Source organism: Pseudomonas sp. A014 (genome assembly GCF_052378495.1).
Taxonomy (GTDB): Bacteria; Pseudomonadota; Gammaproteobacteria; order Pseudomonadales; family Pseudomonadaceae; genus Aquipseudomonas; species Aquipseudomonas machongensis.
Genome location: NZ_CP199001.1, coordinates 845942 through 861660 on the forward strand (window position 1 = coordinate 845942; position 15719 = coordinate 861660).

The window sequence follows — 15719 nt, forward strand, 5'->3', positions numbered from 1 at the left end:
CTCAATGGGCTCCCGGGTTGGCGGCCTGGACCATGGCGCGCAGCAGCACATCGCAGCCGTCTGCCAGGTCCTGCGGCGCGGCGTTCTCGATTTCGTTATGGCTGATGCCGCCTTCACACGGCACGAAGATCATCCCGGCCGGGCCCAGTTCGGCGAGGAAGATCGCATCGTGGCCAGCGCCACTGACGATGTCCATGTGGTTCAAGCCCAATTCGCGCGCACCCTGGCGTACCGCATCGACGCACTGCTCGGCGAAGTACAACGGAGGGAAGTCGGCGGTGGGGGTGAGCTCGAAACTCAGGCCATGGCGGGCGGCGCTGGCCTCGATCACCTCGCGCACCTCGGCGACCATCGCATCCAGGTGGGCGGGGTCGAGGTGGCGCAGGTCGAGGGTCATCTGCACCTGGCCGGGAATCACGTTGCGCGAACCGGGGTGCACGTTCAGGCAGCCGACGGTGCCGCAGGCATGTGGCTGGTGGGCGTGGGCCACGCGGTTGACTGCGGCCACCACCTCGGCAGCGCCAACCAGCGCATCCTTGCGCAGGTGCATCGGCGTCGGGCCTGCATGCGCCTCGACGCCAGTGAACACCAGGTCGAACCACTTCTGGCCCAGGCAGCCCTGAACCACACCGATGGTGGTGCGCTGGTCCTCCAGCACAGGCCCCTGCTCGATATGCGCTTCGAAATAGGCGCCGACCGGATGCCCGGTGGGCACTCGCGGGCCGGCGTAACCGATGCGCTGAAGCTCCGCGCCCACCGAAAGGCCCTGTTCGTCGACCTTGTCGAGGGTCTCCTGCAGGCCGAACTTACCGGCAAACACGCCCGAGCCCATCATGCACGGTGGGAAGCGCGAGCCTTCTTCGTTGGTCCACACCACCACTTCCAGCGGGGCCTCGGTCTGCAGGCCAAGGTCATTGAGGGTGCGCACCACTTCGAGCCCGGCCATGACGCCGTAGCAGCCGTCGAACTTGCCGCCGGTGGGTTGGGTATCGATATGGCTGCCGGTCATGACCGGCGCCAGTGCCGGGTTGCGTCCTGCGCGGCGGGCGAAGATGTTGCCGATGGCGTCGACACTGACTGTGCAGCCAGCCTCTTCGCACCAGTGCACGAACAGGTCGCGGGCCTGGCGGTCGAGATCGGTCAGCGCCAGGCGGCATACACCGCCCTTGGCCGTGGCACCGAGCCGGGCCAGGTCCATCAGCGATTGCCAGAGGCGCTCGCGGTTGACCAGGGCGCCCTGGCCGAGCAGGTGTTGCGAGGGATCGATGCGGGTGTTCATGGTGCGTCTCTCCTGTAGCAATTAGAGGCCTTCTTCGCGGGCTGCTTGTGGCGATATCCCAGTGGGAGCGGGCTTGCCCGCGAAGAGGCCGATACAGAGCAAGGCCTGAAATCAGGCACTCAGCGCCAGGTAACGGTTCTTGATGCTCGGGTCGTCGCGAAACTGTGCGGCGGTGCCCTGGTAGGCCACGCGGCCCTGTTCGAGCACGTAGTGACGGTCGGCCAAGGCATCGCAGACCATCAGGTTCTGCTCCACCAACAGGATCGACAGCCCTTCGTCCTTGATTCGCCGCAGGATCTTCACCAGCTCGTCGACGATCACCGGTGCCAGCCCCTCGGTCGGCTCATCGAGGATCAGCAGGCGCGGGCCGTTGAGCAGGGCGCGGGCGATCGCCAGCATCTGCTGCTCGCCGCCCGACAGCGCGAAGCCACCGTTACGGCGGCGCTCTTCCAGGCGCGGGAACATCGCGTAGACGTCGCGCAACTGCCAGCGGCTCTCCTTGCGCGTGGCGATCTTCAGGTTTTCCTCGACACTGAGCTGGCGGAAGATGCCGCGATGTTCCGGCACCAGAGCGATGCCCCGGCGGGCGATATCGAAGATTTCGCGGCCGACCAGGGGCTGACCATCAAAGCTGATCTGGCCCTGGCGAGGTTGGACAATGCCGAGGATGCTGCGCAAGGTAGTGGTCTTGCCAGCGCCGTTACGCCCGAGCAGGGTCACCAGTTCCCCGGCGCCGACCTGCAGGGAGACGCCTTCGAGCACGTGGCTTTTGTCGTAGTAGGAATGGATCGAGTCGACGTTGAGCATCAGGCGGCCTCTCCAAGGTAGGCGGTGCGCACGCGTTCGTCGTTGCGTACGAAGTCCGGGGTGCCCTCGACCAGGATCTGGCCGTGGCTCATGACGGTGATGCGCTGGCTGATAGACATGACGATGCTCATGTTGTGTTCGATCAGCAGCACGGTGTGGTCGCGGCCCAGATCGCTGATCAGTTCGGTCATCAGCGGGATGTCGTCGATGCCCATGCCGGAGGTGGGCTCGTCGAGCATCAGCAGGCTCGGCTTGGCGCAGATCGACATGCCGACTTCCAGTACGCGCTGCTGGCCATGGGAGAGTTCGCCGGCGAGGGTGTCGGCACGGCCTGTGAGTTTCAGGCGCTCGAGCACCTGGTCGGCGGTGTCCCAGTGGCTGCGCTTGTGCTCGACGCTGCGCCAGAAGTTCAGCGCGCCCAGGCCATCGCGGCCCTGGGCGGCCAGGCGCAGGTTCTCGCGCACCGAGAGGTTCTGGAACAGGCTGGTGAGCTGGAACGAGCGCGCCATGCCCAGGGCCACGCGGCCATGGGAGGGCTTGCGGACGATGTCGCGGCCATTGAACAGGATGCTGCCGGCGGTGGCCTGGCGTTCGCCGGTCAGGCAGTGGAACAGGCTGGTCTTGCCGGCGCCGTTGGGGCCGATGACCGTGTGGATGGTGCCAGGCCGGACTTTCAGGTCGACACCGCCGACCGCGCGGAACGGCCCGTAGGCCAGCTCCAGGTTGCGGGTTTCCAGCAGGAACTCGCTCATCACAAGGTCTCCTTGGTCTTGGTCGACAACGCACGCCCCGGACGCAAGCGCTTGCCCAGCTCGGCCAGGCCGCCCCACAGGCCGCCACGCATGAATACCACCACCAGGATCAGGATGAGCCCGAGCAGCATCAGCCAGCGTGGCCACAGCTCCGACAGCACATCGCCCAGTACCACGATGGCGCCGGCCCCCAGCAGCGAGCCGAACAGCGAGCCGGTGCCGCCGATGATGGTCATGATCAGGATGTTCTCGCTCATCATCAGGTCGATGTTCGACAGCGGCGCAAAGTGCAGCAGCATGGCGTACAGCGCCCCGGCGATACCGGTGATGGCGCCGGACAGCATGAACACCAGGATCTTGAAGTGGCGGGTGTCGTAGCCGATCGCCGCCGCGCGGGTCTCGTTCTCGCGGATCGCCAGCAAGGTGCTGCCAAAGGGCGAGCGGATCACCCGCAGGGCGAAGGCGAAAATCAGCAGGAACAGCACGGCGACGAAGGCATAGAAGTGCCGAGGGTTGCCCAGGTCGACCAGCACGTGGCCGAAGACTTCGACATTCGGCCGTGGCACGTCTAGCAGGCCATTGTCGCCACCGGTCCAGCCGCTGAGGGTGTAGGCCAGGAAGTACGCCATCTGGCTGAAGGCCAGGGTCAGCATGACGAAGTAGATGCCCTTGCGCCGGATCGCCAGTGCGCCGACCAGCAGCGCCAGCAACGCACCGAATACCGCAGCGCCCAGCAGCGCGGCGAACAGCCCCCATTTCAGGTGGATCATCAGCAGTGCCGCGCCATAGGCACCCACGCCGAAGAAAATGCCCTGGCCGAATGACAGCAGGCCGGTGTAGCCCAACAGCAGGTTGCAGGCGAGCGCCGCCAGGGCAAAGATCAGGATCTCGGTGGCCAGCGTGGCCGAGGGCAGCACCAGCGGCAGCACCACCAGGCTGGCGACCACCAGCAACAGCAGGACGGGCGTGCGCGGCCCGGCCGGTAATGGATTCTTCTCGCTCATCAGTCATGCTCTCCCGAACAGGCCATAGGGACGGACCAGGATCACCGCGGCCATCGCCCCGTAGATCATCAGGCTGGCGCCCTGCGGCCAGAGGCTGGTCATCATGCTTTGCACCACGCCGACCAGCAGTCCACCGACCAGCGCGCCGCCGAACGAACCCATGCCGCCGATCACCACCACCACGAAGGCGATGCCGAGGATCTCCGGGCCGACGAAGGGCTGGGCACCACGCAACGGCGCGAACAGCACCCCGGCGACACCGGCCAGGCCCACGCCGAGGGCGAAGGTCAGGGAGAACAGGCGGAAGATGTTGGTGCCCAGCAGCGACACGGTTTCGGTGCTCTCGCTGCCGGCGCGTACCAGGGCACCGAAGCGCGTGCGTTCGAGCAGCAGCCACAGGGCCAGGCCGATCAGCGCGGCGAAGCCGATCAGGAACAGGCGGTAGTAGGGGTAGATGAAGTCGCCCAGAATGATCACGCCACGAAGCTCCGGCGGTACGGCGATGTTCTTGCCCACCGGCCCCCAGATCAGTACCGAGGCTTCCTGGATGATCAGCGCGATGCCCAGGGTGACCAGGATCTGGAAGGTGTGCGGCAGGTGGTAGATGCGCTTGATCAGCAGGCGCTCGACCGCCCAGGCCAGCGCTGCCACGACCAACGGTGCGATCAGCAGTGCCAGCCAGAAGTTGCCGGTCAGGGCCACGGCGGTGTAGCAGAGGTAGGCGCCGAGCAGGAAGAACGCCCCATGGGCGAAGTTGACGAAGTTCAGCAGGCCGAAAATGATCGTCAGGCCCACGGCGATGAGGAAGTAGATCATCCCCAGGCCCAGGCCGTTGAGCAGTTGGAACAGGTACAATTCGAGCATGAGCGTGCCCTCGACAGCGCGCGGCGCGGCTGCCTGTACAGGTGTGTTTGACTGGCGCCGTGGCCTCAGGCCAAGGCGCAACCGGTGTGATCGACCTCGACGAACGAGCGGCCCGAACTGATGACTTCAGCCAGGTCGTCCTCGTCGCGCAACTGGCCCTGGGGCTTGCCGCGCAGCAGGTAGTAGTCCTTGAGCACCTGGTGGTCACCAGGGCGGATCAGCTCTTCGCCGGTAGGGCCCTGGAAACGCATGCCCTGCAAGGCCCTGGCGACGCTGGCGCCGTCGAAGGTGCCAGCCTGGACGATGGCGTCGAGCATGACCTTGGTGCCGATGTAGTCGGCGGCCAGCGGATAGTTGGGGTTGATCCCGTAGGCCTTCTGCGTGGCGGCGACCAGTGCCTTGTTCAGCGGCGTATCCACCTGATGCCAGTACTGGGCACCCAGGTAGACCCCTTCGAGCACGTCGCTGCCCAGCTCCTGGAACTGATCGAGCCCTGCCGACCAGACCAGCAGCACCTTCATCCGCTCCTTGATCCCGAAATTGACCGCCTGGCGCAGGGCGTTGGACGACTGGCTGCCGAAGTTCAGCAGCACCAGCACGTCGGGCTTGGCGGCGATGGCGTTGGTCAGGTACCCGGAGAACTCCTGCTCCTGCAGTGAGTGGTAGCTGTTGCCGATGTGCTCGACACCGAACTCGGCAAAAACCTTGCGCGCATTGTCCAGCAGCGCATCGCCGAACACGTATTGCGGGGTGATGGTGTACCAGCGCTTGGCTTGCGGCAGCTGGCGAATCATCGGCACCAGGGTTTCGCGGATCGCGCCGTAGGTCGGGACCGACCAGCGGAATGTCGAGAGATTGCAATCCTTGCCGGTGATCTCGTCGGCGCCGACCGGGGTCATGAACACGCCGCCGGCCTTGTTGATTTCCTTGGACACGGCCAGGGCCGACGAAGACAGGGTGCAGCCCTGGAAGAATCTCGCACCGTCCTGGCCGATGGCTTCCTGCACCTTGCGCACCGCCTTGCCGGCATTGCCTTCGGTGTCGATGACCTTGTACTGCAGCGGCCGCCCCAGCAGTTGCGGGTGCTCGGCGATGGCCAGGCGCGAGCCCATGTCGGCGTACTTGCCATAGCTGGCGAAGGCGCCGGACATCGACTTGAGCCCGTAGAAGACCAGCGGCTGTTCGGCGAATGCCCGCTGCGCTCCCAGGGGGAGGCTGCCGAGGGCACCCAGGGCAAGACCTGCCTTGAGCAGGGTACGTCTTTGCATGGATAACTCCTTGATTCTGGTTATTAGGCAGGAGTGGCAATGGCAAAGCGGGTACGGCCGGGCTTTTGAGCAGGCCTCTGTGCAGGCTGGATCAGTGGTGGTGTTCGAACTCCAGCAGGAAGTTGCGTTCGACCTCGCCCTCCAGCGCGGTCATATGGTGTTCGGCGTCGCACATGTGTTCGTGCATCAGCCGGCGCACGGCCTTCTCGTCGCTGGCGCGCAGGGCGACCAGCAGTTGCTTGTGGTAGTCGATGTTGGCAGCGGCGAACGCTTGGCGCTTGGGCAGGTAGGCCTTCTTCAGCACGACCAGGTCGCGCAGCAGGTCGTTGAGGAACACCGCCATGAAGCGCAGCAGTGGATTGGGGCAGCGGCGCGCCAGCAAGGTGTGGAATTCGATCTCCGCCAGGCGCTGTTCGCGCTGGCCCTGTTCGCTGTCTTCCGGGGTGCTGCAGAAGTCGATGTTGGCCTGCAGCGCGGCGTAGTCGGCGTCGCTGAGCTGGCCCATCACGGCCACTGCCAGCTCGACCTCGATGACTTTGCGCAGCTGGTAGACCTGTTCGCCGTCCAGATGCTGGAAGTGCAGGTAGTTGCGCAGCGCGCGACTGGCGGGCTCGGTGCCGACTTCAGCGAGATAGGCACCGCCGGTAGGGCCGGTGCGGGTGTTGACCAGCCCTTCGACCTCCAGGGCCTTGAGCGCCTCGCGGGCGGTCCCTTTGGAGCATTCGAAGTGCTCCATCAGCTCGCGTTCGGTGGGCAGGCGATCGCCTGGGCGCAGGGCCTCGGTGACGATCGAGCGCTTGACCGATTCGACGATGACGTCGGAGAGCTTCTGGCGCTTGCGTTTGGGTTTGAGCATTTCGCTATTTTTCATATTTATGCGGATAAATAGGATTTAGCGAGTTTTGCTGGAAGGGGTCAATGGTGGCGGGGGAGCAGGGGTCGCAAATGGAGTGAAAGGGTCGGGGAGGGATAAGTGAGGCGGGCTCGAAAATCTGAAACCGCCCCCCGTGGGCGCGGGCAAACCCGCTTTCCCACAAGGGAGAGCTCGTTCTGTGCGATCAGCCTTGTCGGCCAGGACCCTGTTCGAGGTGGGCCTGGCTGCAGTACCAGTCCTTGCCGAGCTTGAGCGCCCGGTCGTTGGGCAGGTGTACGCCGCAATGGGCGCAACGCACCATGGTCAAGGGGTCTTCGAGGCGTGGCTCGGGACGTGATTGCTGGCTGATCTTGAATTTGCGCCACAGCCAGAACGCGGCGGCGATCAGGGCGATCCAGAAGAGTAGGCGAACCATGGTGTCCAGCTTGTCGTGAATGAAGAGGCCACAGTCTAGGGCGCGGCCATGAAAAAAGGGAGGCCTGGGCCTCCCTTTCTCGTTGCGCGATCTGTCAGTCGAACAGACCGAAGGTCAGGTAGCTGAACCAGGAACGATCCACCTCGGCGTCCTTCGGACCTTCCGGCAAGATCGGGTCGCCGTTTTCGTCTTTGGGCAGCAGGTCGGCTGGCATTTCCGAACGGGCGTCCTTGAACTGACGGACCACGTCCTGGTTGGCGCGGGTTTCACCCGGTGGCAGCGGCGTGTCGGTCTCGATCAGGCCCAGGGTGGCCTTGGACAGCCAGGAGCGGCCGTCGGACTCGCCCTGCTTGGGTACGAACTGGCCGTCTACCAGGCTCGGGTGGTTCGGGTAGTTGAGCTTGAGGGTTTCCAGGCTGGTGACGGCCAGGTCGTCCAGGTGCATTTTCTGGTAGGCCTCGGTCATCACGGCCAGGCCGTCGGCAACCGATGGCGTTTCCTGGAAGTTCTCCACCACGTAGCGGCCACGGTTGGCGGCGGCGACGTAAGCCTCACGGCTCAGGTAGTAGTCGGCGACGTGGATTTCGTAGGAGGCCAACAGATTGCGCAGGTAGATCATGCGCTGCTTGGCGTCCGGGGCGTAACGGCTATTGGGGAAGCGGCTGGTGAGCTGGGCGAACTCGTTGTACGAGTCGCGCGCCGCGCCCGGGTCACGCTTGGTCATGTCCAGCGGCAGGAAGCGCGCCAGCAGGCCGCGGTCCTGGTCGAACGAGGTCAGGCCTTTCAGATAATAGGCGTAGTCGACGTTCGGGTGCTGCGGGTGCAGGCGGATGAAGCGCTCGGCAGCGGACTTCGCGGCCTCGGGCTCGGTGTTCTTGTAGTTGGCGTAGATCAGCTCGAGCTGGGCCTGGTCGGCGTAGCGGCCGAACGGGTAGCGCGATTCCAGGGCCTTGAGCTTGTTCACGGCACTGGTGTAGCTGTGGTTGTCCAGGTCGGCCTGCGCCTGCTGGTACAACTCGGCTTCGCTGAGGTTCTCGTCAATGACTTCCTTGTTCGAGGAACAGGCAGCAGTGAGCCCGAGGATGGCGATCAGCAGCAGGTGTTTCACTTGCATGGCGGCTTGCGTCCTTTGACGGCCGCTGTCTTGGGCGGTGCCGTCCTGTTATGATGAGCGCCCCCGGCCAACCCCGGGGCAAAAGAAGCCGTATTTAACCACAAGCACGCAGCCGAAACCAAAGGCTGTAAGCCCATCGATTCGAGCATGTCCGAGATCATTCAACTTAGTGCAGAGGTCCCGTCCGAGCTGGGCGGCCAACGCCTCGACCAGGTCGCCGCCCAATTGTTCGACGAGTACTCGCGTTCGCGCCTGACTTCGTGGATCAAGGAAGGCCGCCTGACCGTCGATGGTGCGGTGCTGCGCCCGCGCGATACCGTCCACACCGGCTCCGTTCTCGCCCTGGAGGCCGAACAGGAGGCACAGGGTGAATGGGAGGCAGAGGACATCGAGCTGGACATCGTCTATGAAGACGACCAGATCCTGGTGATCAACAAGCCTGCCGGGCTGGTGGTCCATCCGGCTGTGGGACATGCCAGCGGTACCCTGCTCAACGCCCTGCTGCACCATGTGCCGGACATCATCAACGTGCCGCGCGCCGGCATCGTCCACCGCCTGGACAAGGACACCACCGGTCTGATGGTGGTCGCCAAGACGCTGCAGGCGCAGACCAACCTCGTCGACCAGTTGCAGAAACGCTCGGTCAGCCGCATCTATGAATGCATCGTGGTGGGCGTGGTGACGGCCGGTGGCAAGATCGATGCACCGATCGGTCGCCACGGCGGCATGCGTCAGCGCATGGCGGTCACCGATGGCGGCAAGCCGGCGGTCAGCCACTATCGCGTGCTCAAGCGTTTCCGTTCGCACACCCACGTGCGGGTCAAGCTGGAGACCGGGCGTACCCACCAGATTCGTGTGCACATGGCCCATGTCGGCTTCCCGCTGGTGGGCGACCAGACCTACGGCGGTCGCTTCCGCATCCCGCCGGCCGCCAGCGTGGCCATGGTCGAGGCGGTCAAGCACTTCCCTCGGCAGGCCCTGCACGCGCGCTTCCTGGCGCTGGATCATCCGACGACCGGTGAGCGCATGGAGTGGAAATCGCCTCTACCGGACGACTTCATGTGGCTGCTGTCGCTGCTCGATCAGGACCGCGAGAGCTTTATCGGATGAGCGAGCTGACGCAATCGCTGATCTTCCCCGACTGGCCGGCCCCGTCCTCGGTTCGCGCTTGCGTCACCACACGAGAGGGCGGCGTCAGCCTGCCCCCCTACGAAACCTTCAACCTGGGTGACCACGTGGGCGACGATCCTGCAGCGGTCGCCGAGAACCGCCGTCGCCTGGGCGCTGAGTTCGCTATCCAGCCGGCCTGGCTCAAGCAAGTGCATGGCCTGGTCGTGGCCGACGCCGATCCGGCCGTGGTGGCCGAAGCGGATGCCAGCTGGACCGACCAGCCCGGTATCGCCTGTACCGTGATGACCGCCGATTGTTTGCCTGCGCTGTTCTGCGATCGCGCCGGTACGCGTGTGGCGGCCGCACATGCTGGCTGGCGCGGGCTGGCCGGTGGCGTGCTGGAAGCCACCCTTGATCGTCTGGCGCTGGCGCCTGAAGAGGTGCTGGTGTGGCTGGGCCCGGCTATCGGCCCGCAGGCGTTCGAAGTGGGCCTGGAAGTGCGCGATGCTTTCACCGCCGTGCATCCAGAGGCCGCCAGTGCCTTCGTCGCGGGCCAACGCCCCGACAAGCTGATCGCCGACATCTATGCCCTGGCGCGTATCCGCCTGGCCGCGCGCGGCGTGACGGCCGTCCATGGCGGAGGGTTCTGCACGGTCAGCGACCCGCGTTTCTTCTCCTATCGGCGCACCCCGCAGGGCGGGCGCTTCGCTTCGCTGGTCTGGCTCGAACCTCGCTGAGCCTCTGCACCCGTTCTGGGGCGGTCTGTGCTATGCCGTGCAATAGATCTCACTGATGTCCATCAGTGTTGTTGCTTTTTGTCGTAGTCTTTTCCTTCTCAAGCGTTTTGATCATCTTCAAATGCGTCGCAATAGCCGCTAGGCTCGCAACAATCCGTATCGCCGTGATCTTCCAACCAGAACGAGTCGGCCATGACAGATTTGTCCCGTACGCATGGAGTCGCCAGCCAGGCCCTTGGTCTGCTGGACGGGCGTTTCTTCCGGCCACCGCTGCCGGACGGGCATGTGCTGCGCGCGCGCTTGTGCCAGCGTCTCGAAGCGGGTCTGGATGGGCGGCTGCTGCTGGTCAACGCACCGGCGGGGTTCGGCAAGAGTTCGCTGGCCATCGAGTTTTGCCAGCAGTTGCCCAGCCACTGGCGCAGCCTCTGGTTGGGCCTGAGCCAGCGCGACGCCGACCCCGGTCGCTTCCTCGAGCGTCTGCTCGAAGGCTTGCAGCAGTTCTGCCCGGCATTGGGCGGTCAGGCCATGGGTCTGCTGAAGATGCGCCAGCGTCATCAGCCGTTTGCCTTCGAGGAGTGGCTCGACAGCCTGCTCGACGAGCTGGCGCTCTACCTGAACGCCGACACGCCGCTGCTGCTGGTGCTGGATGACTACCATCTTGCCCAGGGGCCGGTTCTTGATCGCTGCCTGCAGTTCTTCCTCAACCATTTGCCCCCGGGCCTGGCATTGCTGGTCACCAGCCGCCAGCGCCCTGATTGGCATCTGGCGCGGCTGCGCCTGTCGCGCCAGTTGGCCGAGCTCAACGAACAAGACCTGCGCCTGACCTCCGACGAAGCCCTTGCCGTGATTGGCCGCCAGCCCACCGGCCTGCGTGGCCAGGCGCTGGACAACCTGATCCAGCGCAGCGACGGCTGGGTCGCCGGGTTGCGTTTCTGGCAGCTGGCGACCAGCGAGTCGGGCGAGGACCATGCCTTGCCCCAGGCGCTGCACGGTGGCGAAGGGCTGATCCGCGATTATCTGCTCGAAGAGGTCATCGAGATCCTGCCGGCAGAAGTCCAGGCTTTCCTCTACGACACCGCCTGCCAGGAGCGCTTCTGCACCGAACTGTGCGACGCCCTGCGCGAGCGCGAGGACAGTGCGGCGATCCTGCGCTACCTGCAGGCTCACCAGGTGTTCCTGGTGCCGCTGGATGAGCACGGCCGGTGGTTCCGTTACCACCACCTGTTCTCCGACCTGCTGCGCAGTCGCCAGGCCAGCGAGCCTTCGGCGGCGCTGCACCTGCGTGCCTGCCGCTGGTTCGAGCGCCAGGGGCTGCTCGACGAAGCGGTGGAGCAGGCCTTGCGTGCGGGTTCTCTGGATGTCGCCGCCGATCTGGTGCAGAGCCTTTCCGAAGAGCAACTGTTGGCCGAACAGAACGTCGGCATGCTGCTGCGCTGGAAGATGGACCTGCCAGACAGCCTGCTGATCAGCACGCCACGCCTGATCGTGCTGTACAGCTGGGCACTGGGTCTGGCCTGCCAGCTGGATGCAGCCGAAGAACTGGCGGCCTATCTCAGCCGTTTCCTGCCAGCGCCCTCGGCGACCGCACAGAAGTCCATGCTCGCCCAGTGGCTTGCGCTCAGCGGCGTGATCGCACGCGGCCGCGGCGATCGCGAGCGGACCCTGGCCTACTGCGAGGAAGCCCTGCAGAGCCTGCCCTGCAAGCGCTATGGCCAGCGTCTGGTGTGCCTGTCGACGCTGTCCAACCTGGCCATTGCCGACGGTGACTTCTGGCGGGCGCGGGGTTGGAACCGTGAGGCGCTGGAGTTGGCCCAGCGTGTTGGCAATCCGTTGTTCGAGGCCCTGGCCCATTACGACCGCGCCAGGGTGTTGCACGCCCGGGGCGAAGTGTTGCGCGCCCTGGACGAGGTGCGTCAGGGGTTGCAGCGTCTGCAGGGGTTGTCGGGGCAGCGCCTGTACGCCGTGCGCGCCCGGTTGATTCTCTACGAAGGCTACCTGTATGCCTCGCGCCTGCAACCAGGCCAGGGGCGGGCGCGGTTGCGCGCCGGGCTGAGCGAAGCACGGGCCTGCCGTGATATCAGCGTGCTGATCGGCCATTGCGTGATCGCCTCGCTGGAGGGGCGCGACGGGCGCTTCGCCGAGGCCTTTGCGGAGCTCGCCGAGGCCGAGCGGTTGATGCATATCTGGGACGTGCCGCCGATCTTCTATCTGGCCATGATCACGCTGGTGAAATGCGAGCTCTGGCTGGCCCAGGGCCGCACCGACCTTGCCGAGTCCTGGCTGCTGCGCCTGGGGCAGACCTACGGCGGCGAGCAACCGGCCGCGGCACCGGAATTTCATCCATTGCTGCCACTGCACATCGAGCTTCAACAAGCGTTGCTGGAACGCACCCTGGCACGACCGGAGCCTGCCGAGCAGCGCTTGCGGGCGCTGGTCGCACAGGGGCAGGCCAGTGGTGGAATGATGCTGGCGGTCAGCGCGCTCTGCCAGTTGGTTGAGCTGTTGCTGGCGCAGGGGCGCGAACAGGAAGCGGGCAAGTTGCTGGGCAAAGCGCTTGAGGCCGCGCGTGGCGGCGCCTTGCATGCTTTCCAGCGGCTGCTGGAGGAACGCCCGATATGGTTGCGCGAGCAGCTCGCCGCCAGCCCCGTGTGCCCGGTCCAGGCCGAACTGCTGGCACGCCTGCCGCAGACCCAGCCTGTTACCGTGGCCAGCAATGAGGCGCTCAGCGGCCGTGAGCTGGCGGTACTGGAACTGATCGCCCAAGGCTGCTCCAACCAGCAGATCAGCGAGCGCCTGTTCATCTCTCTGCACACCGTCAAGACCCACGCCAGCCATATCAACAGCAAGCTAGGCGTGGAGCGCCGCACGCAAGCCGTGGCACGGGCCAAATCGCTTGGCCTGCTGGTCTAGAAAGCGCCTTGCAGTTAAAATGATGGCTAGTTGACATTATCTTGTCATGCGCTGACTTCCCAGTCTCATCTTTCCCGCCGCCCGGCCGATACAGCATTCGCCGGGCACAGTCGCCGCAGGTCTTTTTCCACCTCTTCTCAATACAGGTCGTGTTGATGCTGCAGTATGGGCAAAAAAGCTTTCTGATCGTCGACGACTTCACCGACTTTCGCACCTCGACGCGCTCCATGCTGCGCGAGCTGGGTGTGCGCGACGTGGACACCGCCGACAGTGGCGAGCAGGCCCTGCGGATGTGCGCGCAGAAGCGCTATGACTTCATTCTCCAGGACTTCCACCTGGGCGATGGCAAGAAGAATGGCCAGCAGGTGCTCGAGGACCTGCTGCTGGACAAGCTCATCAGCCATGAATGCGTGTTCATCATGGTCACTGCCGAAAGCAGCCAGTCGATCGTCCTCAGTGCCATCGAGCATGAACCTGACGCCTATCTGACCAAGCCGTTCAACCGCCTGGGCCTGGCCCAGCGGCTGGAAAAGCTGGTGCAGCGCAAGACCCTGCTCAAGCCGATCCTCCAGGCGCTGGACCGTGGGCGCCCGGCCGAGGTGCTGGCGGCCTGCGCCGAGCTGTGCAAGCAGGATCCGCGTTTCGCGCCGTTGTGCCTGCGCTACCGGGCCGATGCGTTGCGCGACCTCAATCGCTTCGACGACCTGGAAAAGTTTCTTACCAACATTCTTGCCAGCCGCCCGCAGCCTTGGGTGTATGCGGCGCTGGGCAGCCTGATGCACAAGCGTGGCCAGTACGAACAGGCCCAGGGCGTCTATGAGCAAGCGCTCAAAGCGTTCCCGATCATGCCTGGGCTGTACGACGGGCTGGCCGAAGTGCTGGTGGCCAAGGGCGACAACAAGCGCGCCCAGCACATGCTCGAAGAGGCGGTGCGCCTATCGCCGCTTGCGGTGCGTCGCCAAGCCGCGCTGGGCAAGCTGGCGCTGGACAACGAAGACTACGAAGGCGCCTCCAAGGCATACCGGCATGCCGTTAGCCAGGGGCAGAGCTCGCGTTACAAGAGCGCCGAGAGCAACCTGGGCCTGGTCCAGGCGCTGATGAACAAGAACGCCGGCAACGGTCTGGATGCGCGTACGCGGGTCGAGATCAATACCGTGCTCAGCGAAGTCGCCAAGGAAAACACCGAGGACCAGGGCCTGCAGGTGCGCGCCCGGCTGATGAAGGCTGCCAGCCTGCAGCAGGCCGGCGATGCGGAAACCGCGGCCAAGCTCACCGAGCAGGCCATGCAGCGCCTGGACAAGATGGACCAGTTCTTCTCGGTCGATGCCGCACTGACCGTGGCCAGGCAGCTCAAGGAGCTGGGCCAGGAGTCGGCCGGGACTTCGATCCTCAAGGGCTGCGTGGAAACCTATGGCGATGACCCGAAAGTGATGCAGAGTGTGGCCAAGGTGACTGACGACCCGAGCGTGCTCGGCGCTGTCACCGAAGCCGTGGACCTCAACCGCCAGGGTGTACGCAGTTACCAGGGCGGCCAGTTGAACGAGGCTCTGGAGATGTTCCGCAAGGCCCTGTCGTTGCAACCGAAGAACATCAGTATCGCCCTCAATACCGCCCAGGCGCTGCTGCGTATCGGCGGCGAAAGTCCGTCGGAGTCGCTTATGCAGGAATGTCGCAACTGCCTTAACCGCGTGGCCGGCATCCCCGCCAGCGACAACCGCTTCGACCGCTACCGCAAGCTGCACGTGCGGGTGTTCGGCGCATGAGCCGTGATGAGCAGGGGCTGGATTTTTCCACGGTGATCGCCTCCACCGTGCACGACATGAAGAACTCGCTTTCGGCCCTGATCCAGGCCCACGACCAGTGGCTGGCGCGTTTGCCCGAACAGTCCCGCAGTGGCAGCGAACAAGGGGTGATGGAGCACGAGTTCCGCCACCTCAACGGTATGCTGGTGCAGTTGCTGGGGTTGTACAAGCTGGGCATCAACCAGTTGCCGATCTGCCCCGACTACCACGAGCTCGAGGATTTCGTCGAAGCCCAGTTGGCGGCGCAACAGGAAGTCATCCGCCACCGCGACGTGCTGGCGACCTGGCGCATCGACACCGAAAGCCCGCTGGGCTTCTTCGACCGTGAACTGGTCGCCTCGGTGGTCGCCAACGTGCTGACCAACGCCATTCGCTACGCCGGACACACGCTGCTGATCAGCGTCGAAGAGGAGGGCGAGCAGTTGGTGATCAGCGTCAACGATGATGGCGCCGGTTATCCGCAGCGCTTGCTCGAGCGTCAGCAGGACTACGTGCAGGGCATCGACCAGCAGAGCGGCAGCACCGGCCTTGGCCTGTACTTCGCCGCCAGGATCGCCGCCCTGCACGAGCGCAACGGCGTGCGTGGGCGGATCGAAATCGCCAACGGTGGTGCGCTGGGTGGCGGGTTGTTCAGGTTGTATTTGCCTTGACTCTGGCTATTTGAGTGTCACTTCCCACTGCGTTGTGGGATAGCTCCTGACCTCGAGCTCATGACTTCAAGAGCAGCGCTTCAGATGACAATGTAGACACGTTGTTTCTACGAGTTACTTGCAATCATCTGGA

General features: G+C 64.8%; 14 protein-coding genes. 5 read left to right on the plus strand and 9 right to left on the minus strand.

What is annotated here, in order from left to right; all coding sequences use genetic code 11:
* Nucleotide 1: 1 nt before the first annotated feature.
* From ACTYOL_RS04015 to ACTYOL_RS04055, 9 genes are all read right to left on the minus strand, one after another.
* On the minus strand, nt 2–1279 hold the full coding sequence (locus tag ACTYOL_RS04015) for a Zn-dependent hydrolase (protein ID WP_444757565.1): 1278 nt from the start codon (nt 1277–1279) through the stop codon (nt 2–4).
* Between the two features lie 111 nt (nt 1280–1390).
* Nucleotides 1391–2086, minus strand: a complete 696-nt coding sequence (locus tag ACTYOL_RS04020; RefSeq protein WP_153774752.1) for an ABC transporter ATP-binding protein — start codon at nt 2084–2086, stop codon at nt 1391–1393.
* Nucleotides 2086–2838, minus strand: coding sequence for an ABC transporter ATP-binding protein (locus ACTYOL_RS04025; protein ID WP_054895108.1), 753 nt, complete (start codon nt 2836–2838; stop codon nt 2086–2088). The genes ACTYOL_RS04020 and ACTYOL_RS04025 overlap by 1 nt, the downstream gene beginning before the upstream one ends.
* Nucleotides 2838–3842 (minus strand): branched-chain amino acid ABC transporter permease, encoded by a 1005-nt coding sequence (locus ACTYOL_RS04030; RefSeq protein ID WP_444757566.1) that lies wholly within the window; start codon nt 3840–3842, stop codon nt 2838–2840. The genes ACTYOL_RS04025 and ACTYOL_RS04030 overlap by 1 nt, the downstream gene beginning before the upstream one ends.
* Nucleotides 3843–3845: 3 nt before the next feature.
* Nucleotides 3846–4706, minus strand: coding sequence for a branched-chain amino acid ABC transporter permease (locus tag ACTYOL_RS04035; RefSeq protein ID WP_054895110.1), 861 nt, complete (start codon nt 4704–4706; stop codon nt 3846–3848).
* 65 nt (nt 4707–4771) lie between these two features.
* Complete coding sequence (locus tag ACTYOL_RS04040; RefSeq protein WP_054895111.1) at nt 4772–5974, minus strand: ABC transporter substrate-binding protein; 1203 nt, start codon at nt 5972–5974, stop codon at nt 4772–4774.
* 91 nt (nt 5975–6065) lie between these two features.
* A complete protein-coding gene (locus tag ACTYOL_RS04045) occupies nt 6066–6830 on the minus strand; it encodes a FadR/GntR family transcriptional regulator (protein ID WP_054895112.1) in 765 nt (254 codons plus the stop codon).
* A 202-nt stretch (nt 6831–7032) separates the two neighbouring features.
* Nucleotides 7033–7263 carry a PP0621 family protein gene (locus ACTYOL_RS04050; RefSeq protein ID WP_063542822.1) on the minus strand — a complete coding sequence of 77 codons (231 nt, stop codon included), beginning with the start codon at nt 7261–7263 and terminating at the stop codon, nt 7033–7035.
* A 94-nt stretch (nt 7264–7357) separates the two neighbouring features.
* Nucleotides 7358–8377: an outer membrane protein assembly factor BamD gene (locus tag ACTYOL_RS04055; protein WP_444757567.1), complete on the minus strand. Its 1020-nt coding sequence runs from the start codon at nt 8375–8377 to the stop codon at nt 7358–7360.
* Nucleotides 8378–8524: 147 nt separating this feature from the next.
* Here ACTYOL_RS04055 and rluD point away from each other — a divergent pair, with 147 nt between their 5' ends.
* From rluD to ACTYOL_RS04080, 5 genes are all read left to right on the plus strand, one after another.
* A complete protein-coding gene (gene rluD / locus ACTYOL_RS04060; RefSeq protein WP_063542824.1) occupies nt 8525–9487 on the plus strand; it encodes a 23S rRNA pseudouridine(1911/1915/1917) synthase RluD in 963 nt (320 codons plus the stop codon).
* Nucleotides 9484–10224: a peptidoglycan editing factor PgeF gene (pgeF, locus tag ACTYOL_RS04065; RefSeq protein ID WP_444757568.1), complete on the plus strand. Its 741-nt coding sequence runs from the start codon at nt 9484–9486 to the stop codon at nt 10222–10224. Before rluD ends, pgeF begins: the two co-directional genes overlap by 4 nt.
* A gap of 192 nt (nt 10225–10416) precedes the next feature.
* Nucleotides 10417–13134, plus strand: coding sequence for a LuxR C-terminal-related transcriptional regulator (locus tag ACTYOL_RS04070; protein ID WP_054895117.1), 2718 nt, complete (start codon nt 10417–10419; stop codon nt 13132–13134).
* A 155-nt stretch (nt 13135–13289) separates the two neighbouring features.
* Nucleotides 13290–14897, plus strand: a complete 1608-nt coding sequence (locus ACTYOL_RS04075) for a tetratricopeptide repeat-containing response regulator (protein WP_054895118.1) — start codon at nt 13290–13292, stop codon at nt 14895–14897.
* The gene (locus ACTYOL_RS04080) at nt 14894–15586 is read left to right on the plus strand and encodes a sensor histidine kinase (RefSeq protein WP_054895119.1); all 693 of its coding nucleotides are present in this window, start codon (nt 14894–14896) and stop codon (nt 15584–15586) included. The genes ACTYOL_RS04075 and ACTYOL_RS04080 overlap by 4 nt, the downstream gene beginning before the upstream one ends.
* The last annotated feature ends 133 nt before the right edge of the window (nt 15587–15719 follow it).